Genomic DNA, 16,995 nt, shown 5'->3' with positions numbered 1-16,995 from the left:
TCTAGCCGCGCGGGCGCGGCTAGAGCATCGACAGGTGTACGTGGTTGGTGTGGTCGCTGGACGGATCGCCGTGCGCGGCACTGTACTTGCGCCAACCGGTGGCCGGGAACCAGATCTGGCGGTACCAGATGACGTACAGGATGCCCAGTCGGTCGGCGTTGCGGACCAGGAAGGCGGCGAGATTGTTGCCGTAGATCCGGTCGTTGCCCTGGGCGTCACCGCCGAAGCCCTTCCACTGGCTGGAGAAGTCGCAGGCCCGCCCCTTGGGGTGCTCGTACGGCCCACCCGGGCGGTAGCAGGAGACGTACCGGGTGAAGCCAACACGCTGGGTCTCGGTCAGGGCGTGCAGCAGTCGGGGCGTGATGCAGCCCGAGGTGGTCGGGTCGTTGCGGTCACAGGACTCCCGGGGCCAGGAGCCGTTCCGGTCCCGGGGGGCGGGCCGGGCAACCGGGGACTTCGCGTTGACCCAGCCACCGGTGCTCTCGCCACCGACCAGGGCCAGGGCTCGTTCGGCCTCCCGCTTGCGGACCGTCATGATGGCGAGCTGCTTCTGCTTCTCGGCGAGTTCCGCGTCGATCACGATCTTTGCTCGGGTGGCCCGTTTGCGGGCCTGGTGGAGTTCGTGGAGCCGGGTGTTGTCGCGCAGCGCCAACTGGTCGAGGGCCTCGGCCCGCCGCAGGTACTTGTCGGGTGAACCGCTGTCGACCAGCACCATGACGGGTCGTAGCCGGCCGGCGCGATAGGCGTTGGCGGCGATCCGCCCCACCTCGGGGGTCAGCTCGGCGATGCGCCGTTCGATTTCGCGTAGTTCGGTGGTGAGCCGCTCGTGGCGACGGCTGGAGTTGGCGGCGGCGGTGCGTGCCTCAAGGTAGCTGCGGCCGGCGGCTTCGAGCACCTCCCGCAGCATCGGCGGGCCGCCCTCGTCACCGGGGACCGGGGTGGCCGTGGCGGGTACGGCGGCGACGACGGCCCCGGCCAACACACTCGTCACACAGAGCAGCGCCCGGGCCAATGGGGACCGGGGACGTCCGGGTACGGACATGCACGTTCCTCCTGTCGGCCGGTCCCGGCAGCTGACAGAGAGTTGCTCGGGGCGACCGCAGGTCAGCCTACCGGTCGAAGTGCACGAATCGGTGACAAACGGAGAAGTCGTGTGTCAAGCGTCTAATCGGCTCAGAGTGGCTCACCGGTCGACGGCTTCCCGGACCGGTCATGCGGAGCTACCGCACGAGGATCGTCCGCCGTACGGGCTTGGGCAGCCTCGTCGGCCCAGTCCCGCCGTTCGGCGCGTTCCTGGATCTCGTCCTTCTCCGGCTTGGTGCTGGCGCTGCTCGGTTCGGCGTTGGCGGTCTTCTTGCGCGGCATGGGCGTCCCTCACGATCGCTCGGCGGGTACGGCTGAATGGCCAAACTGCCTGTCCGGCGTTCCCGGCGAACCCTTCGGCAAACCCTGCCACCGACCATCGCCGGAACCGGGTGACTGACTTCGGTGTCGGCGGGTAGTCGGGTCCGGTCGTGACGACCGGCGGACGAGCCGGTGGAGAGAGGGGTCGAAGGCCATGGGCGCGGGGACGACCGAGACGATGATCCCGACCGCCGGGGTACGCCTGTCGGCGGAGCTGACCACCCCGCCCGGGGCGGCGGGCGTCGTGCTCTTCGCACACGGTAGCGGCAGCTCCCGGCACAGCCCACGCAACGTCGCGGTCGCCGGGGCGCTGCGACAGCACAGCCTGGGTACCGTCCTGGTCGACCTGCTCACCCCCGACGAGGAACTTGTGGACGAGCAGACCGCCGAGCTGCGCTTCGACATCGGCCTGCTCTCCGATCGGCTGGTCGGCATCGTGGACTGGCTCCGCTCTGGCCAGGCCGGCGAGCCGCTGCCGGTCGGGCTGTTCGGGGCGAGCACCGGCGCGGCGGCAGCGCTGGTGACGGCGGCGGCCCGGCCGGAGGACGTACCGGCGGTGGTGTCCCGGGGTGGCCGACCGGACCTGGCCGGCCCGGACCTGCCCGAGGTACGGGCGGCGACTCTGCTGCTGGTCGGCGGCCGGGACGAGCAGGTGCTGGAACTCAACGAGCAGGCACGTGCCGCGCTGGGCGGAGTCTCCGAGTTGCACGTGGTGCCGGGGGCGACCCACCTGTTCGAGGAACCGGGCACATTGGAGCAGGTGGCCGACGAGGCGGCGGCCTGGTTCGCCGCACACCTCTCCGGGGCAGCCCCGGCTACTCGGGTGTAGTCCTCCGGGGCATCCCCGGCTACTCGGGTGTAGTCCTCCGGGGCATCCCCGAAGAAATTATCCGGGCCGTGGTGGGCGGATTCCCCGATGCCCCATATAGGTCCCGGCCGGCAAGCTTTCGATCATGAAAACGCCGCGCCGCGCGCTCGCCGTACTGGCCGCCACCGCAGTCGCCTCCGTGAGCCTGGCCGCCCCCGCCGTCGCCGCCCCGAACACCCGCTGCACGATCGACCCGACTGAACCGACCACATTGCCCCGGCTCTCGGCCGAGAAACTGTCGGCGGCCATCGCCAACCTGCCCGACGCGGAGATCACCGGTGCGTTGGTGCAGGTACGCGGCTCGGCTGGCTGCTGGCAGGGCACCTCCGGGGTCGCCGACCTGAGCACCGGGCAGCCGGTGCCGCAGGATGGCCGGTTCCGGATCGGTTCGATGACGAAGGTCTTCACCGCCGTGGTCGCCCTGCAACTGGTCGCCGAGGGCGAGCTCGACCTGGACCAGTCGGTGCAGCACTACCTGCCCGGTTTCCTGCCCGCCGACTATCCGACGATCACGGTGGGGCAGGTCCTGAACTACACCAGCGGAATCAACGGCATCGGCGTACCGCACAAGGACCCGGACTGGTTCTTCGAGCACCGCTACGACCACTGGGAGCCGGGCAGCCAGCTCGACCTGACCAAGCCGCTGGCGTTCGCTCCCGGCACCCAGCAGCGGTACGGAAACGCCGACTACTGGCTGGCCGGCCTGCTGATCGAGAAGGTCACCGGGAACACGTGGGAGCGGGAGGTCACCAACCGGATCATCCGGCCGCTGCGTCTGACCGGCACCACCGCACCCGGCGACGACCGGCGGATCCATGGCCCACACGCCAGGGGCTACGAGGCGGTGGAGACCGCCGAGGGCACCCGCTGGGTGGACATCACCGAGGCGAACCCGTCCCTGCAGTGGTCCGCCGCGTCGATCATTTCGACCGCGGCTGACCTCGACCGGCTCATGGTGGCGCTGTTCAGCGGTCGGTTGGTGCCGGCAGCGCAGTTGGAGCTGATGTTCACCGTTCCGGACGTGCCGTTGTACGACGGGGACGACGACCCGACCAACGACCAGCCGGCCGCGTACAGCTCCGGGCTCAGCAGGATCCAGCTCGGCCCGCTGACCCTGTGGGGTAAGAGCGGTGACCGGCCGGGCTACAACAACGGCATGGGCGCCACCCGGGACCTGTCCCGGCGCCTGATCTACTCGGTCAACACGATCCACATGGGCGGTACGGAGATGCCCGCCGCCGCGCAACGGATCATCATGGCGAGCTTCTCCTGATCGACGTTCCTTGGGGGGTGGGGGTGTGCTGGCCCGCCGGCTGCTGCCGGCGGGCCAGCATCGTGTCTCGGTCCACCCCGTCAGAAGGTGTACGTTGCCGAACCGGCCGGCAGACCGGTTGCCGGGCCGATGTAGATCTGCTGAGCCAACTCGTCCGGCAGCGACATGCGGTGCGTCTCCCGGCCAGTCAGGTCGATCACCGAGAGCCTGCCCTGGAGGGCCGCACCCTGGGACGGTCCGGCGGACGCATCCGAAGAACTGGCGCCGTACACCCGGGCTGCCAGATGCCGATTGTCCCGCCAGCCGAGCAGTTCAGTGCCGCTTGGTGCCGTGAGAGTCTGGCGGACCGCGCCGGTCGCGGTGTCGACGATGGTGATCGTGAGGGGCTCTGGGCCGTAGTCGACCTCGGTCAGGGCCATCCGGGTGCCGTCCGGAGAAAACGCGGCGTCGGACGCCAATGCGGCGGTGGCCGGGATAGTACGTAGCGCCTTCCCGGTCAGGTCGTAGAAGCGGATCCCGGACACCCTATGCCCCCGCTCGTCGAACACTTCGGAGAGCGTCAGGGCGATTTCGTCACCCCCGGGAGTCCAGACGAGTCCCAGACCGGCAGCATCATGGGTGTCCAGATCTGGGAGTTCGACCTGAGTCAGCCGCAGGGAGTCGACGTCGACCAGGCCGAATCCTGGTTTGCCTGACTTGGGCTTGTGACTCAGCAGAATCTGACGCCCGTCCGGAGACCACCCACCGATACTGGAATAGCCGAAGTACCAGTCGGGTGCCTCGATCCACCGCACCACGCCGGTGGTTCGGTCCATGATTCCCAGCCGGCTCGGGTACTGCAGGCTGTTGTCGCCCGATCCCACCAGAACCCTGCTCCCGTCCGGTGAGGGAATAGCCTTGTTGTAGTTCAACCGGTCGTACTTTCCGGTGCGTGGATTCAGCAGCAGGGAGTAGTCATCGGCCGGGCCGGGGTCAGCGGTCTGGTCGTTCGCGATGCCGTTGTAGGCGGTGACGACCATCCTGCCCGACCCGCCTCCACCGGTTTCGTCGATGTCATTCGCGGCCGGCAGCAGACCCGGGAGGAGAGTGACACCCATGACGAGCGCGGCAACCAGTGCAGCGGCACCGGCAATCGGGCCGTACCAGCGCTGGCGGCGGCCGGTGCGCATCGCCCGGTCCACGTCCAGGTACCGGGATGGCGGTGCCTCGATCGATTCGATGTCGACGTGCATGAGCCGGCTGGCTTCCTGTTCTTCGATCATGTTTGGCTCCTCAGTGCGCGTTGACCGGGGAAGAGAGCAGCCGACGTAGTGTCGCGAGGCCCTTCGAGGTCTGGCTCTTGACCGTGCCCGGCGAGCAGTTCAGCGTTTGCGCAGTTTCCTCGACCGAGAGGTCGTGGAAGTAACGCAGTACCAGGACGGCGCGTTGCCGGGGGGCCACCTGCCGCAGCGCGGTCACCAGGTCCAGCCGGTCGGTGGGGTCCGCCCCGGTGGTTGCGGCGGCCCGGTCCGGCAATTCGGTGCCGAGCCGGACCCGGGCCCAGCCGAGCCGCTGTCCGTCGATGAATCGACGCAACAGCATGGTGCGGACGAGCGCGTCGATGCTGTCCGCCTTCCGCGCCCGACTCCACTTGCGGTAGAGCTCGGTCAGCACCTGCTGTAGTACGTCGTCTCCCCGGTCCCAGTCGCCCGCCATCAGGTACGCCACCCGACGCCAACGGTCCATCGTGGCGCGGACGTACTCGGTGTACTCCTCGTCGGCCGCTGCCTTGTCGCTCTTTCGGAACAGCACCCGCAGGTCATCCCTTCAGTCGGTACGCGTTGACGATCGTCTGAGGGCCTGACGGGCCGCCGGTCGGCTGGGGGGTGGCAGTGGCCGGTATGGCGCCGCCCATTGCCAGGGACAGGGCCGGACGGGAACCGACCCGCGCCGGACCGTCCGTCTCCATTTCGTCATTCGTCTCTCCCTGTTGAAGGGGTGTTCGAGAGGGAGTCGATGACGGGGCCGGGTCGCGTTGCCCGGTGCGTCGATCGATTATCTGGCGGAGCGGGTCGGATGATCTTCTAGCCGGAGCGGATCGTGCCTATGGCTTCGGCGTACTGTTTGCCACCCCGAGGGCCGGGTAAGCCGGCCCATGCGGATCGGCATCATCGGGGCGGGTCACGTTGGCGGCACCCTGGCCCGCCTGCTGGCCAAGCACGGGCACGAGATCCTGATCGCCAACTCACGTGGCCCGCAGACTCTGGTCGACCTGGTCGACGATCTCGTCGGCGCGGGTGGTTGGGCGGTCACCGCCGAGGAAGCGGCCTACGGCGGTGACCTGGTGATCGTGTCGGTGCCGTTCGGTCGCTACGCCGAGCTACCCGTGGCCGGTACGGCCGGCAAGATAGTCATCGACACCAGTAACTACTACCCGGAGCGCGACGGGCACTTTCCCGAGCTGGACCAGGACCGGACCACTTCCAGTGAGTTGGTCCAGGCCCACCTGCGCGACGCCCGGGTGGTCAAGACCTTCAACACGATGTACTGGGATCACCTGCGCGACTTTGGCCGGCAGTCCTCGGCCCAGTTCCGGTACGCGCTGCCGGTCTCCGGGGACGACGACCGGACGAAGCGTACGGTGTTCGACTTGATCGAGCAGATCGGTTTCGACCCGGTTGACGCCGGTACGCTGGCCAGCGGCGGTCGCCGCCAACAGCCCGGTACGCCTGCCTACGGCGCCGACCTGACTGCTGCCCAACTGCGTGACCGGATGGGCGTGCCGGCACCCTGAGTGCTATGCCGCTGTGCGGAGTTGGGTCAGCGCGTCGAGGATGATGTGGCGTGCCGCTTCGCCGTGCCGGGCGATCCCGTGCAGCCGGGTGAAGATGGTACGGAACCGGCTGGTGTCGGCGGGGGAGTGCAAGAGTTGATCCTCGGCCCAGGTCTCGATGGTGATGGCGTCGTCGAACATCACGAAACCGTGCAGCGGTGCCACCGGTAGCAGGACCCCGGTGGGGATGACGCCAAGGTCCACGTTGCCCATACCGATCAGTGCGACCAGCCGGTCGAGCTGTCCCCGCATCACCTCGACCGGACAGAGCAGCATCCGTAGGACGGATTCGGTGACCACGAACTGGAATTTCTTGGTCGAGTCGTAGAGCACCTGCTGCCGTTGGATCCGCAGCAGGAGGGTGTGCTCCAGGTCGTCTCCGGGTGCGTCGTGAAGTCCGACATCTTCCGCGAGTCGTACCCGGGCGTAGTCGGCGGTCTGGAGCAGACCGGGGACGACGCCGACCTCGAAGTTGCGGACCAGGGTCGCCTCGGCGGCCAGATCCATCGGTGAGCGGGGGTTACTTGGCTGGTGGGGGCTACCACCGCGGCGCCACGGGATGTAGGCGGTCCGCAGCGTCTGAAGACCCTGGAGCAGCTCGTCGATGGTGGTGTCGTCGGCCTGGGTGGCGGCGGCCCAGGCGCGGACCTCGTCGCCGGTGGGCACCTGACGGCCCGTCTCGATCCTGGACACCTTGGACTGAACCCAACCCAGCCGGGCGGCTAGCGTGACGCCGGACATGCCTTCACGTGCGCGGAGTTCCCGCAGTCTGGCCCCGAGTGTCGCTCGACCGCTGCCGGTCTGATTGCCGGACATCACCTGCTCCTAGGCCGCCTTCAGGTAGGCGTCACGGTACAGCTCTGCGGGCGTTGATTGCTGTATTGCAGTTGACTGAGTTTGCGGACAGCGTTTGCGGACAGCGGCCGATCCAATGGAATCGGGATAGATTCGATCGGCTCACCGGTCAGGAAACGATGCGTACGCCCCGAAGGGGCCGCGTACTCCTGGTCGATGAGCCGATCGTCGGTTTTTGGTCGGTCGCTACAGCGTCTTGGCGATCTCTATCAGCACGTCGGTAGGAACCTCGACCACAGTCTCGTGCGAGGGGATGTCGAGCTGCGCCAGAGCCTCCGGGTCCGACACTCGCCACCCCTGTACGACGAAGGTGTCGCGATCAGTGCGGTAGAGCGACGGGCAGTTGCTTACCTGAGACAGCACCGTCTTGCGAATAAAGGTGAGCTTCATGCTCCACCTCTCACTTTTCCGTATGTCGCTTTTGGCCCAATGCCTGGCGACCTGCGATGCAATTATGCGATCCATCACTGATTTGAGGTGAGAAAACGGTGGTCGACACGAGCATAAAATCTCTCGTATTCCGCTTTCGGTGTCGAATCGGATTCGCATTCAGATTGATGCATGATCTATGTGATTGGTGGTGCCTGTCTGGCTCTCGGATGGCGTTGGTCGGGAGGGCGGTCGGCTGGCTGGCGTTCGAACGCATGTTCGAATAAGATCCAGGGATGGGTAGCAACCAGGAGGAGACAACCACCCGACAGGCGGTCGTCGTCGCGCTTCACGCGATCGCCAACGATCACGCCGGTGGCTACCGCGAAGGCTTCCTCCGCGCTGCGGCGCTCGCCGAACTGGCCGCCATCTCCACCGATCCCGACCTGCTCGCCGAGGCCGCCGCGATGCACGTTATGGCCGACAACTGGTACGTGATAATCGCCGTCGACCTGCTCATCGAGGCCGGAGCAGACCAGTCGCTGATCGATCAGCACGTCGACGAACTCGGCCCCTGCCGGCCCGACTAGCCGGCGAGTCCGCTACCTGGACTGTCCGGTTAGGAGCGGACGCCAACGATCGGGCCGGCCTCCGGGCAAGGTCAACTCGCGATAATCGGCTCTCGGGTCGCGTGCAACCGCTCCAGCAGCGTCACCGCGCACTCCGGTCCCGGCAGGGTGGCGATTTCGTCACGCAGGCCCAACGCCGCCCGGCGGGAGTCCGGATCGGCCAGGCCGGCGGCCACCGCCTCGCGTACCCCGTCGGGGGTGACCCGTACCGCGTCCAGCACCTGGGCAACCCCGAGAGCCGCGCACCGGCCGGCGTTTGCCGGCTGGTCGGTGCCCATCGGCAGCAGGACCATCGGCAGGCCGTGGGCCAACGCGCCAAGCACGCTGCCAGAACCACCGTGCGAGACCACCAGATCGCAGTACGGCAGCACCGCGGCCTGCGGGACGTACCGCTCGATGCGGACGTGGTCCGGCTGCGGGCCGAACTCCTCAGGATCGATGTGCGCGCCGACCGTGACGAGCAGGTTCACGTCCAGCTCGCTGATCCCGGGGAGCACCCGGGAGAAGAGATCACCCGACTCCATGTTGAAAATGGTGCCGAGCGTGAAGTAGACCGTCGGAGTGCCGGCCCGGCTGGCGAGCCAGTCGATTGCCGGATGGTCGGCGGACGCCTCGGGCAGCGGCGGCTGGAGCGGATGCGCGGTGTCCGGCAGCGGGTACGCCGGATCGCGGAAGCTGACCGGGCCGGGGGCGAGGACGAGATAGCGGTGCAGCATCGCCAGGTCGGGGTCCGGGGGCAGGCCCTGCGCAGCGCGGAGTTTGTGTAGCGGTTCGGCGATGAGTTCGGGGCGGGCGAAGGAACCCGCCACCAGGACCAGGACACTGGCGTACGGAATGCCGAGGCGCTCGGCCGCGATCATGGCCCCGAAGTCGGTCTCGTCGCAGACGAGCAGGTCGGGCCGCCAGGTCTCGCACAACTCCCGTACCCCGGTGGTTCGGATCTTGGCCATTTGGTCGGCAAACCCGTCACGGAGGTCGCGGTCCTCCCGGTCCGGGTCGAGTTCCAGCAACGGTAGGCGCTTGGGCGGCACGTCGCGATCGGTCTGGGTCGAGAAGACGGTGAATCCGTCGGCCTCGATCGTCGGGATCATCGAGCTGCGGCAGCCGACTGCTACCTGGTGGCCGGCAGCTTCGGCGGCCTGCGCGATGGGGGCCAGCGGATCGAAGTGGCCACGACCGCCTGCGAAGGTGAAGAGGATGCGCACCGTGGCATGCTGGCCGGGTTGACTCAGTAGCGCAACTGGAATTGCCGCGACCGTCCTGGACATGTGGCCGGCGGTGACAGATCGGGGACGTAGCGGAAACGTAATAGCCGTAGACTCCGTCCATGGGTGTGGAACCCCGGTACGTCCGACGTCAAGCCCGCATCGGTGCCTTCGTGGCGATTGCGGTGACGATCCTGTGTGCGATCGTCACACTGCTGGTTGCCGCCGTTACGGTCTACAGCGCGGTGCTGTTTGCCGCTGATCACGAGCTGACTGGGTCCGCCTGGCTGGTCGTGCTCTTCCTCGCCCTGCTCAGCGTCATCAGTGGCGTGGCGACGACGTACCTCGGCCGGCGTGGTGTTCGCCAACTTCGCCCGCATGGCTGACGCCAGTCGGGTTTCGAGGGCCTCGCGTCGACACCCCGTACGCGTTGCGTTGCTCGGCGTGGGGGCTCAGGCGGTTTCGAGGCCGATGAGTCGGGTGAGGATGGCCACCTGGTCGGCGAAGTGCGCGATGAATTCGGGGGATCTGGCGTCGACACCGCAGACGCTTTCGATGACGTGTGGCAGCGTTGTGGTCGCCATGGCGGAGGCCATCAGCATGACCAGCAGGCAGGCCGGATCCACCTCGGCCGGAAGTCGGCCGGACTGCTGTAGTGCTTGAAGCTCCTCGACGCTGTCGGCGAGCATCCGGGTGCGGGAGGTGTGGTCGGGGTCGTCGTCCGGGCCGGTGTACTGCAGGCCGCTCCAGGCGAATACGCGTACGCCCTCCGGGCTGCGCAATGCCTCCAGGGCATACCGTCGCAACTGCTCCGGCATGGCGGTACCCGGGGGTGCCAACTCACGTTGTCGCTGCTGCCACTGCTGTGACATGGCCTGGTACAGGCCCTCTTTGTCGCCGAAGTAGTACGAGAGCAACTGCTGGTTGACGCCCGCCCGGGCGGCGATCGACCGGATCCGGGCACCCGCGTAACCGTGTGCGCTGAATTCGGCCATCGCGGCATCCAGAATCCGCTGACGGGTGCGTTCTGGATCGCGCTGCCGCTCCTGCGGCTTGGGCGACCTGCGAGCTCTCGACGACGGCACGAACTGAGTGTACGTGTGCTTGACAGAGTTAACTATACAGATGGTTGACAGAGTCAATCAGACGATTGATTCTGATGAGGTTGGCAGCGCCGTCCCATACGAGGAAGGGCAATGAGATGTCACGCAGACCACGGATCCTGATTGCCGGTGCCGGCATCGGCGGGCTGGCGCTCGCGCAGGCGCTGCACCACGGCGGGCTGGACGTTGCCGTCTACGAGCAGGACGCCACGTCGAAGACCCGCAACCAGGGCTACCGCATCCACATCGACGCGAACGGCAACGCCGCACTGCGGACCTGCCTACCGGCACACGTGCTCGACCGGGTTCGCAATACCAGCGGAGTCAACGGTGACCTGGTGGCCACGTATACCCACCAGTTCGAGCAGGTGCAGGCCCAAACCTTCCCGGGCCTGACCAGCAACGAGATCACCCACGTGGACCGGGACACGCTCCGGCAGGGGCTGCTCACAGATCTGGCCGACAATGTCCGGTTCGGACGAACCGTGGCCGGCTATCAGATCACCGGTTCGGGCCGGGTGCGGGTCAGGTTCGTCGAAGGTGGCAGCGACGAGGTCGACCTCTTGATCGGCGCGGATGGCATCGGTTCCGCAGTACGCAGGCAGTTGCTCCCGCACGCCACCGTACGAGACGTCGCCCTCCGGTGCCTCTATGGCCGGATGACAATCACCGAAACCACCGACACCCTCATCCCGGAAGATTTCAACCGGGGTTTCTGCTGGGTCGCCGACGAGAAAGGGTACGGGGCCGGGTTCGCGACGGTACGGTTCCGCTCCCGACCCGAGGGAGCGTCGGACTACCTGATGACCACCCTCGTCGCGGCCTCCGGACGTCTCGGCATAGCTGATGAGAAGCTGTTTACGCTTCCGTCCGAGGACCTGTGGCAGATCACCGTCGACGCCACTAGCGCCTGGCATCCGACGGTCCAGAAGCTTTTCGGGCACGCCGACGCCGACACGTTCTTCCCGATCATGATCCGGGCCAGCGAGCGTGTCGACGCGTGGAACACCGGTCCGGTCACGCTACTCGGGGACGCCATCCACACCATGCCGCCGACTGGCGGCGTCGGTGCCAACACCGCCCTACAGGACGCCGCGACGTTGTCCGGCGAGGTGCTCGCTGCCGCACGCGGCGAAAAGTCGCTCACCGAGGCAGTCGCCGCATACGAACGCGTCATGCTGCCGCGCGGCTTCGACACCATCGACCACTCGCTCCGGATGGCTGACCAGATGTTCGCCAAGATCGACTAATGGTCGACTGGCAGTGCGGCACGGATCTCCTCGTCTGGGCAAGCTGGTAGCCCCGACAGCACCCGGCCAGATCTGGTTGTGCGGAGATGCGTGACGGTACGGCTCGCCGCGTCGGTCGATGCTGGCGCAGGATCGCCAGCCAGCCAGCCAGCCGAGCGCGGGCGAGCCGCGGCGCCGCCGCGTGCGGCACCTCGAGTCACCAGGGGATGACGCCGTCGTCGTTGAAGAATGAGCCGGTCGGGCCGCCGTCCGGCAGTGTGGCGAGCCGGATCGGGGTGGCTGCGGCCTCCTGTGGAGGCCGCCCCTGGAAGCCGGTGAAATCAGTCGCGACCAGGCCCGGGCAGGCGGCGTTGACAAGAATGCCCGTGCCGGCGAACTGCCGTGCATAGTGCACAGTGACGGCATTGAGGTACGACTTCGTCGGCGAGTAGGCCGCCATGATCGGGCCCACTTCGATGTTCGGGTCCGCCTGCCAGGTCACCGACCCGACGCTGCTGGAGATGTTGACGATGCGCGGGGAGGTCGAGCGTCGCAACAACGGCAGCATCGCGTTGGTTACCCGGACCACCCCGTAGACGTTGGTGTCCACGACCTTACGGACAACGTCGAGGTCGAGGGCGGTGGGATCCTGCACCCATCCCGGTCCGGCCTCTCCCGAGATGCCAGCGTTGTTGACGAGGACGTCCAGGCGTCCGCCCTGGCGTTCGATCAGCTCGGCGGCCTCGGCGGCGCTTCGGTCACTGGTGACGTCCAGCGGCACCGCAAACGCGTCCACTCCAGTGGCGTGCAGCGTCTTCACGGCCGCCTCGCCCCGGGCCTTGTCGCGGGCCCCCACCGCTACCCGGTAGCCCTGTGCACCCAGCCCTGCCGCGATCTTGTATCCGAGTCCCTTGTTCGCGCCGGTTACCAGCGCGGTCTTTCTGTCGCTCATGATGCCGATGTTGGCTCGCCGGCGAGCGGTGTCCTTACACCGCTTGGGTGGGCTGTCATACCCGTCCGGTATCACCGCAGTATCGTCGGCCGATGGACACGCTGGAGAGCCGCGAGCTCAGGTACTTCATCGCCGTCGCAGAGGAACTGCACTTCAGCCGGGCAGCCGAGCGCCTCGGCATCGCCCAACCCCCGCTGTCCCGGGCGATTCAGCAGCTCGAACGGCGCCTAGGTGTCACCCTGCTCGAACGCAACCGCCGCAGCGTCACCCTCACCGGCGCGGGGCAGGTGCTGCTCGTCGAGGCCCGCGCCGTCCTCGACGGAATCGCCGCAGCCGGCCGCCGTACCCGACGCGCCGCATCGTCCACGAACCGGCTGACGCTGGCGACGAAGGCCGGCGCGAATCACGAACTGCTACAAAAACTTCTCGACGCACACGCCGCCCAACCTGATGCGGCCGAAATCGAGGTGCTGCTGTGTGGGATGGGAGACCAGGCGCGGATGTTGCGTGATGGCCGGGCCGACGTAGCGCTCATGCAACGGCCCTTCGATGCCCTTGCCGGGTTCGACACCGAAGACCTGCTGACCGAGCAGCAGGTTGCCATCCTGCCCGCCGGGCATGCTCTCGCCACGCGTACGTCTCTGACCATGGCGGAGATCAGCGACGTGCCCGATCTGCCGGTCGCCCGCTGGCCCCGTCAGGACGGCACCTACGAACCCGGCCCGGGGCCCGAGATCCACGACCAGTCGCAGCTGGCCCAACTGATCGCCCTCGGACACGCCATGGCCGTCCTCTGCGCCTCTTCCCGATCCTGGCTGTGGAGCGCGCATTCTGCTGTTCACCTGACCGACGCGCCCCACGTCACCACCGTTCTCGCCTGGCCCCCACACAGCCGCTCCCGGGCCGTCGCCGGGCTCGTCCGTACGGCAGCCCAGCTTTAACAAGGGCGCTGCTGCCAGCGTCAGGGAAGCATCGTCAGCCTGAGGCCTCCCTGACGCCGGCACGTTCGCGCGCAGCGAGGATGTCCGGGACGTGCGTCTCGGCCCACTGTCGTACGGCACGCAGCGGAACCAGCAGGGAACGGCCGAGCTCGGTCAGGGCGTATTCGACGTGCGGAGGGTTGCCGCCCAGGTCGGTACGGGTGAGCAGGCCGTCAGCCTCCATGGCGCGCAGCGTCTCGGTGAGGGCCTTGGGGGTGATCCCGCGGATGTGCGCTTTGAGCTCGGTGAACCGCATCGGTCCGTCCTCCAGTGCGTTGACGGCGAACACCGTCCAACGCGCACCGATGCGGTGCAGCACGGTGCGACTCGGGCACGTCGCCGCCATGACGTTGTACGCCTTGCCCATGGAGGTCCTCTCGGTAGCGTTGAAGATACCGGTAGCAAATCTATACCGTCGCGATTATGAGCGAGAACCTGACAGGCAAGCGGATCCTGGTCGTCGGCGGGGCCCGCGGTATCGGCGCTGAGATCGTCCGGCGCACCGGGCAGGCCGGCGCCGACGTCGTCGTCGCCACACGGTCTGGCCCCGAGGTCCAGATCGACGTCACCGACGAGACCACCATCGCGCAGGTCGCGGAGTCGCTCGGCGCCTTCGACCACGTGATCTCCACCGCGTCGGCTCACCATGACGTGCCAGTGCCCGACCTGGAGCACGACAAGATTCAGGCCGCGTTCTCCGCCAAGGTCGTCGGCCCGCTGCTGCTGGCCAAGCACTTCGCCCCACGGATGCCTGCCGCCGGATCGTTCCTGTTCTTCTCCGGCATTGTGGGCTGGCAGCCCAAGCCCGGCACCGTCGTCAAAGGTACTGCGAATGCTGCCCTGGCCGCGCTGGTCACCCACCTGGCCGTCGAGCTCGCGCCGCTGCGTGTCAACGCCATCGCGCCCGGTATCACCGACTCTGGCACCTGGGACCGGCTTCCGAACGAGCGTCGCCGTACCTTGTACGACAGAGCCGCCGCAGCCTCCCTCGCAGGCAGGGTGGGGACGCTCGAGGACGTCACGGACACCGTCCTGTGGCTCCTGGGTGCGGGATGGGTGACGGGCGAGACGGTCCATGTCGACGGCGGCGCCCGGCACCGCTGATCCCAGCGCCACCAATACCATGGCAACCACCACCAAGATCCGAGCGCGTGCCCTCGTCCGTGCCTCCGGAGGCCCCCGCTATGCCGTCGCCCTGGCCGTGGACGCGCTCGGCACCGGACTGCTGCGGCCCTTCCTGCTGCTCTACGGGGTAACGGTACTCAGGCTGTCCGCGCCGACCACCGGCATCGCCATGACCGTCGGCATCGTCGTTGGTCTCGTGTGTATGCCCGCAGTCGGCAAATGGCTGGACCGGGGCGCACGCAGCACGGTCGTGGCAGCGTCGATGCTGGTACGGGTGCTGGGCGTGGCGCTGCTGCTGGCCACCCCGACGGGGAACGTCTGGCTGTTCGCCACGGCAGCGCTCTTCCTCGGCATCGGCAACCAGGCATGGCCGGCCGCCCACGCCGCCCTCGTGGCCACGGTCGCCCACGGCCGGGAACGCGACGCCGCCCTCGCAGGGGGCCGCGCCCTGCGCAACGCAGGCCTGGGCGCCGGTGCACTCCTCGCCACCGCATGCCTGGCGGGCGGCACCAACGCATTGCAGGCGCTGGCAGTCGTCACCGGGCTCGCCTACCTCGCCGCGGCGGCCTTGGCGTGGTCGGTCCACGTGCACGCTCATCCGGCCGCTGATGCGGCCAAGGACAGGGACGACGAGCCCGCACCCCGGATGCGCGCGCTGCTCGCTGCCAACGTGATCTACGCCTTCTGCCTCAACGTCCCCGAAATCGCGCTCCCTCTGGTCCTGGTGACCCAGATGCACGCCTCCCCGGTGTGGTCGGCAGCCATCTTCGTGGCGAACACGGTGCTGGTGGTCACCCTGCAGGTTCCGGTCACCGTTCTGATGTCCCGCTTCTCCCGGCGGGCGGTGCTGGCCCTTGCCGGTGTGGTACTCGCCGCGTCCTACCTCGGCTTCCTCGTGGCCACCTCCCTGGGACACGGCTGGGGTGCCCCGGCCATCGTCACGGTGTCCGTGGTCTGCACGATCGGCGAGATCATCTATGCCGGCAGCGCCACCGCGCTCGTCACCGCGCTCGCCCCGGCCCATCTCCTGGGACGCACCCTCGCCCGCTTCCAACTCTCCACGGGCTTCGGCCTCGCCGTCTCCCCGGCGGTCATCACCGCTCTCGCCTCCCGCGGCTCGGCCGCCCTCTGGGGCAGCCTCGCCGCTGCGACGCTCCTCTCCGCCTCCGCCGTTGCCACCGAGAAGGATCAAGGAGCACGGCCCAGTCGGGCGCGAATAGGCTCGCGAGCCCGGCAATCGCCTCGGGGGACGGCTCGAAGTAGCGGCGGACGTTCTCCGGCTTCTTGCGCCGGGACATCGCCACCAGCATCAACAGCAAGGCGCCCTGTTCGCCGAGATAGGTCAGGGCGGAGTGGCGGTACTCGTGCAGATCCCATCCCGTGCCCATCCCGCCGGAGTTGGTGGCAATTTTGCGGGAGCACATCGACCGGTTTGGCGTCGGCGCGGATGGGCGGCTGTTCCGTAGCGGGCGGGGGAACGTGGTGGCTTCGTCGACGTACTCCCGAGTGCGGGATGAGGCGCGGGCGTTGAGCCTGCCCCCGGATCGGGTGGCTTCTCCGTTGGCGGGGCGGCCGTACGACCTGCGGCATGCGGGCGTCTTGCTCTGGCTGAACGCGGGCGTGCCAGCACCGGACGTCGCTGAACGGGCGGGGCATTCGGTCGGTGTCCTGCTCAAGGTGTACGCGAAGTGCCTCGACGGAGACCGTAGCCGAATGAACGAGCGGATCGAGGCGGCGCTGAGTCGATGATGGCGCACCGCTCCCGGAACTCCGTCAGCCAGCCGCGAACCTGCTCGTCGTCATGCAGGTACGGCTCTCCCGGCCCGTGCTGTAGGTCGATGCCGGCAAGAACGCCGAGTGCCCACCGCACCGCCTCATCGACCTCGACCCCGTCAAGGTCGAACATGATCCGGCTAGCCCATCGGTCAATCCCATCCCGTGACTGGCTGCCGTCAAGGAGAGCTATGAAGCGGGCCTCAACGGCAAGACGGCTTGGCGGGCTCGGCTCCGGGGCGGTCACGGCTGTGATCCTGCCAGACATCCAGTGCCTGTTTTCGCTTGGCGAGAAGCTGTTGAGCTGGGCAAACGTGCCTCGTTAGCCTCGGTCTTTCACTTGAGCGTCGACTCATAGTTGGCGCTCGATGAACGGCGATTCGGGTGTTTAGAGAGGTTCTACCGGTATGCCGAGGGC

20 protein-coding genes and 1 pseudogene are annotated in these 16,995 nt (G+C 67.8%); 10 read left to right on the top strand and 11 right to left on the bottom strand.

Translation table 11 applies throughout. The features are described from left to right. Window positions 1-19 precede the first annotated feature (19 nt). Complete coding sequence (locus ACWDV4_RS07015; protein ID WP_449975534.1) at window positions 20-1,042, bottom strand: coiled-coil domain-containing protein; 1,023 nt, start codon at window positions 1,040-1,042, stop codon at window positions 20-22. Window positions 1,043-1,173: 131 nt separating this feature from the next. After that, on the bottom strand, window positions 1,174-1,365 hold the full coding sequence (locus ACWDV4_RS07010) for a hypothetical protein (protein ID WP_449975532.1): 192 nt from the start codon (window positions 1,363-1,365) through the stop codon (window positions 1,174-1,176). Window positions 1,366-1,558: 193 nt separating this feature from the next. On the opposite strand from ACWDV4_RS07010, the gene ACWDV4_RS07005 reads away from it, so the two are divergent. Continuing rightward, window positions 1,559-2,233 (top strand): dienelactone hydrolase family protein, encoded by a 675-nt coding sequence (locus tag ACWDV4_RS07005; protein WP_449975531.1) that lies wholly within the window; start codon window positions 1,559-1,561, stop codon window positions 2,231-2,233. A gap of 124 nt (window positions 2,234-2,357) precedes the next feature. Continuing rightward, window positions 2,358-3,545: a serine hydrolase domain-containing protein gene (locus ACWDV4_RS07000; protein ID WP_449975530.1), complete on the top strand. Its 1,188-nt coding sequence runs from the start codon at window positions 2,358-2,360 to the stop codon at window positions 3,543-3,545. Between the two features lie 80 nt (window positions 3,546-3,625). On the opposite strand, the gene ACWDV4_RS06995 is transcribed toward ACWDV4_RS07000, so the two are convergent. Continuing rightward, window positions 3,626-4,807, bottom strand: coding sequence for a WD40 repeat domain-containing protein (locus ACWDV4_RS06995; protein ID WP_449975529.1), 1,182 nt, complete (start codon window positions 4,805-4,807; stop codon window positions 3,626-3,628). A 10-nt stretch (window positions 4,808-4,817) separates the two neighbouring features. Beyond that, window positions 4,818-5,336 (bottom strand): SigE family RNA polymerase sigma factor, encoded by a 519-nt coding sequence (locus ACWDV4_RS06990; protein ID WP_449975528.1) that lies wholly within the window; start codon window positions 5,334-5,336, stop codon window positions 4,818-4,820. A 343-nt stretch (window positions 5,337-5,679) separates the two neighbouring features. Here ACWDV4_RS06990 and ACWDV4_RS06985 point away from each other — a divergent pair, with 343 nt between their 5' ends. Then, window positions 5,680-6,318, top strand: a complete 639-nt coding sequence (locus ACWDV4_RS06985) for an NADPH-dependent F420 reductase (RefSeq protein ID WP_449975527.1) — start codon at window positions 5,680-5,682, stop codon at window positions 6,316-6,318. Window positions 6,319-6,321: 3 nt separating this feature from the next. On the opposite strand, the gene ACWDV4_RS06980 is transcribed toward ACWDV4_RS06985, so the two are convergent. Further along, a complete protein-coding gene (locus tag ACWDV4_RS06980) occupies window positions 6,322-7,173 on the bottom strand; it encodes a helix-turn-helix domain-containing protein (RefSeq protein ID WP_449975525.1) in 852 nt (283 codons plus the stop codon). A gap of 225 nt (window positions 7,174-7,398) precedes the next feature. Beyond that, window positions 7,399-7,602 carry a hypothetical protein gene (locus ACWDV4_RS06975; RefSeq protein ID WP_449975523.1) on the bottom strand — a complete coding sequence of 68 codons (204 nt, stop codon included), beginning with the start codon at window positions 7,600-7,602 and terminating at the stop codon, window positions 7,399-7,401. 275 nt (window positions 7,603-7,877) lie between these two features. Here ACWDV4_RS06975 and ACWDV4_RS06970 point away from each other — a divergent pair, with 275 nt between their 5' ends. Next, complete coding sequence (locus ACWDV4_RS06970; RefSeq protein ID WP_449975522.1) at window positions 7,878-8,171, top strand: hypothetical protein; 294 nt, start codon at window positions 7,878-7,880, stop codon at window positions 8,169-8,171. Window positions 8,172-8,242: 71 nt separating this feature from the next. Here the strand turns inward: ACWDV4_RS06970 and ACWDV4_RS06965 are convergent, their stop codons facing one another. Then, window positions 8,243-9,415, bottom strand: a complete 1,173-nt coding sequence (locus ACWDV4_RS06965) for a glycosyltransferase (protein WP_449975521.1) — start codon at window positions 9,413-9,415, stop codon at window positions 8,243-8,245. Between the two features lie 122 nt (window positions 9,416-9,537). On the opposite strand from ACWDV4_RS06965, the gene ACWDV4_RS06960 reads away from it, so the two are divergent. After that, a complete protein-coding gene (locus tag ACWDV4_RS06960) occupies window positions 9,538-9,801 on the top strand; it encodes a hypothetical protein (protein WP_449975519.1) in 264 nt (87 codons plus the stop codon). Between the two features lie 66 nt (window positions 9,802-9,867). Here the strand turns inward: ACWDV4_RS06960 and ACWDV4_RS06955 are convergent, their stop codons facing one another. Then, on the bottom strand, window positions 9,868-10,500 hold the full coding sequence (locus ACWDV4_RS06955; protein ID WP_449975517.1) for a TetR/AcrR family transcriptional regulator: 633 nt from the start codon (window positions 10,498-10,500) through the stop codon (window positions 9,868-9,870). 116 nt (window positions 10,501-10,616) lie between these two features. Here ACWDV4_RS06955 and ACWDV4_RS06950 point away from each other — a divergent pair, with 116 nt between their 5' ends. Then, window positions 10,617-11,768 (top strand): FAD-dependent oxidoreductase, encoded by a 1,152-nt coding sequence (locus tag ACWDV4_RS06950; RefSeq protein WP_449975515.1) that lies wholly within the window; start codon window positions 10,617-10,619, stop codon window positions 11,766-11,768. A gap of 196 nt (window positions 11,769-11,964) precedes the next feature. On the opposite strand, the gene ACWDV4_RS06945 is transcribed toward ACWDV4_RS06950, so the two are convergent. Continuing rightward, window positions 11,965-12,699, bottom strand: coding sequence for an SDR family oxidoreductase (locus ACWDV4_RS06945; protein ID WP_449975513.1), 735 nt, complete (start codon window positions 12,697-12,699; stop codon window positions 11,965-11,967). Window positions 12,700-12,791: 92 nt separating this feature from the next. Here ACWDV4_RS06945 and ACWDV4_RS06940 point away from each other — a divergent pair, with 92 nt between their 5' ends. After that, window positions 12,792-13,640 carry a LysR family transcriptional regulator gene (locus ACWDV4_RS06940; RefSeq protein WP_449975512.1) on the top strand — a complete coding sequence of 283 codons (849 nt, stop codon included), beginning with the start codon at window positions 12,792-12,794 and terminating at the stop codon, window positions 13,638-13,640. Between the two features lie 34 nt (window positions 13,641-13,674). Here ACWDV4_RS06940 and ACWDV4_RS06935 read toward each other — a convergent pair whose 3' ends face one another. Next, window positions 13,675-14,046: a winged helix-turn-helix transcriptional regulator gene (locus tag ACWDV4_RS06935; RefSeq protein ID WP_449975511.1), complete on the bottom strand. Its 372-nt coding sequence runs from the start codon at window positions 14,044-14,046 to the stop codon at window positions 13,675-13,677. A gap of 56 nt (window positions 14,047-14,102) precedes the next feature. Here ACWDV4_RS06935 and ACWDV4_RS06930 point away from each other — a divergent pair, with 56 nt between their 5' ends. From ACWDV4_RS06930 to ACWDV4_RS06920, 3 genes are read left to right on the top strand one after another with little or no spacing between them, the layout of a single operon-like run. After that, on the top strand, window positions 14,103-14,783 hold the full coding sequence (locus tag ACWDV4_RS06930; protein WP_449975509.1) for an SDR family oxidoreductase: 681 nt from the start codon (window positions 14,103-14,105) through the stop codon (window positions 14,781-14,783). After that, on the top strand, window positions 14,755-16,335 hold the full coding sequence (locus ACWDV4_RS06925; protein WP_449975508.1) for an MFS transporter: 1,581 nt from the start codon (window positions 14,755-14,757) through the stop codon (window positions 16,333-16,335). Before ACWDV4_RS06930 ends, ACWDV4_RS06925 begins: the two co-directional genes overlap by 29 nt. Continuing rightward, window positions 16,332-16,553, top strand: coding sequence for a hypothetical protein (locus ACWDV4_RS06920; protein WP_449975923.1), 222 nt, complete (start codon window positions 16,332-16,334; stop codon window positions 16,551-16,553). The genes ACWDV4_RS06925 and ACWDV4_RS06920 overlap by 4 nt, the downstream gene beginning before the upstream one ends. Here the strand turns inward: ACWDV4_RS06920 and ACWDV4_RS06915 are convergent. Then, window positions 16,549-16,845 (bottom strand): annotated as a pseudogene (locus tag ACWDV4_RS06915) (hypothetical protein); the annotation flags it as partial. The gene ACWDV4_RS06920 and the pseudogene ACWDV4_RS06915 sit on opposite strands and share 5 nt — an antisense overlap. Window positions 16,846-16,995 lie beyond the last annotated feature (150 nt).

It is taken from the genome of Micromonospora sp. NPDC003197 (assembly GCF_053590565.1).
This window is presented reverse-complemented; position numbering and strand designations above follow the sequence as displayed.

Excerpts from the sequence above, each read along its gene's own strand:
- ACWDV4_RS07015 (WP_449975534.1), bottom strand. The coding sequence starts at position 1,042 with ATGTCCGTACCCGGACGTCCCCGGTCCCCATTGGCCCGGGCGCTGCTC.
- ACWDV4_RS07010 (WP_449975532.1), bottom strand. The coding sequence starts at position 1,365 with ATGCCGCGCAAGAAGACCGCCAACGCCGAACCGAGCAGCGCCAGCACC.
- ACWDV4_RS07005 (WP_449975531.1), top strand. The coding sequence starts at position 1,559 with ATGGGCGCGGGGACGACCGAGACGATGATCCCGACCGCCGGGGTACGC.
- ACWDV4_RS07000 (WP_449975530.1), top strand. The coding sequence starts at position 2,358 with ATGAAAACGCCGCGCCGCGCGCTCGCCGTACTGGCCGCCACCGCAGTC.
- ACWDV4_RS06995 (WP_449975529.1), bottom strand. The coding sequence starts at position 4,807 with ATGATCGAAGAACAGGAAGCCAGCCGGCTCATGCACGTCGACATCGAA.
- ACWDV4_RS06985 (WP_449975527.1), top strand. The coding sequence starts at position 5,680 with ATGCGGATCGGCATCATCGGGGCGGGTCACGTTGGCGGCACCCTGGCC.
- ACWDV4_RS06980 (WP_449975525.1), bottom strand. The coding sequence starts at position 7,173 with ATGTCCGGCAATCAGACCGGCAGCGGTCGAGCGACACTCGGGGCCAGA.
- ACWDV4_RS06975 (WP_449975523.1), bottom strand. The coding sequence starts at position 7,602 with ATGAAGCTCACCTTTATTCGCAAGACGGTGCTGTCTCAGGTAAGCAAC.
- ACWDV4_RS06970 (WP_449975522.1), top strand. The coding sequence starts at position 7,878 with ATGGGTAGCAACCAGGAGGAGACAACCACCCGACAGGCGGTCGTCGTC.
- ACWDV4_RS06960 (WP_449975519.1), top strand. The coding sequence starts at position 9,538 with ATGGGTGTGGAACCCCGGTACGTCCGACGTCAAGCCCGCATCGGTGCC.
- ACWDV4_RS06950 (WP_449975515.1), top strand. The coding sequence starts at position 10,617 with ATGTCACGCAGACCACGGATCCTGATTGCCGGTGCCGGCATCGGCGGG.
- ACWDV4_RS06945 (WP_449975513.1), bottom strand. The coding sequence starts at position 12,699 with ATGAGCGACAGAAAGACCGCGCTGGTAACCGGCGCGAACAAGGGACTC.
- ACWDV4_RS06940 (WP_449975512.1), top strand. The coding sequence starts at position 12,792 with ATGGACACGCTGGAGAGCCGCGAGCTCAGGTACTTCATCGCCGTCGCA.
- ACWDV4_RS06935 (WP_449975511.1), bottom strand. The coding sequence starts at position 14,046 with ATGGGCAAGGCGTACAACGTCATGGCGGCGACGTGCCCGAGTCGCACC.
- ACWDV4_RS06930 (WP_449975509.1), top strand. The coding sequence starts at position 14,103 with ATGAGCGAGAACCTGACAGGCAAGCGGATCCTGGTCGTCGGCGGGGCC.
- ACWDV4_RS06925 (WP_449975508.1), top strand. The coding sequence starts at position 14,755 with ATGTCGACGGCGGCGCCCGGCACCGCTGATCCCAGCGCCACCAATACC.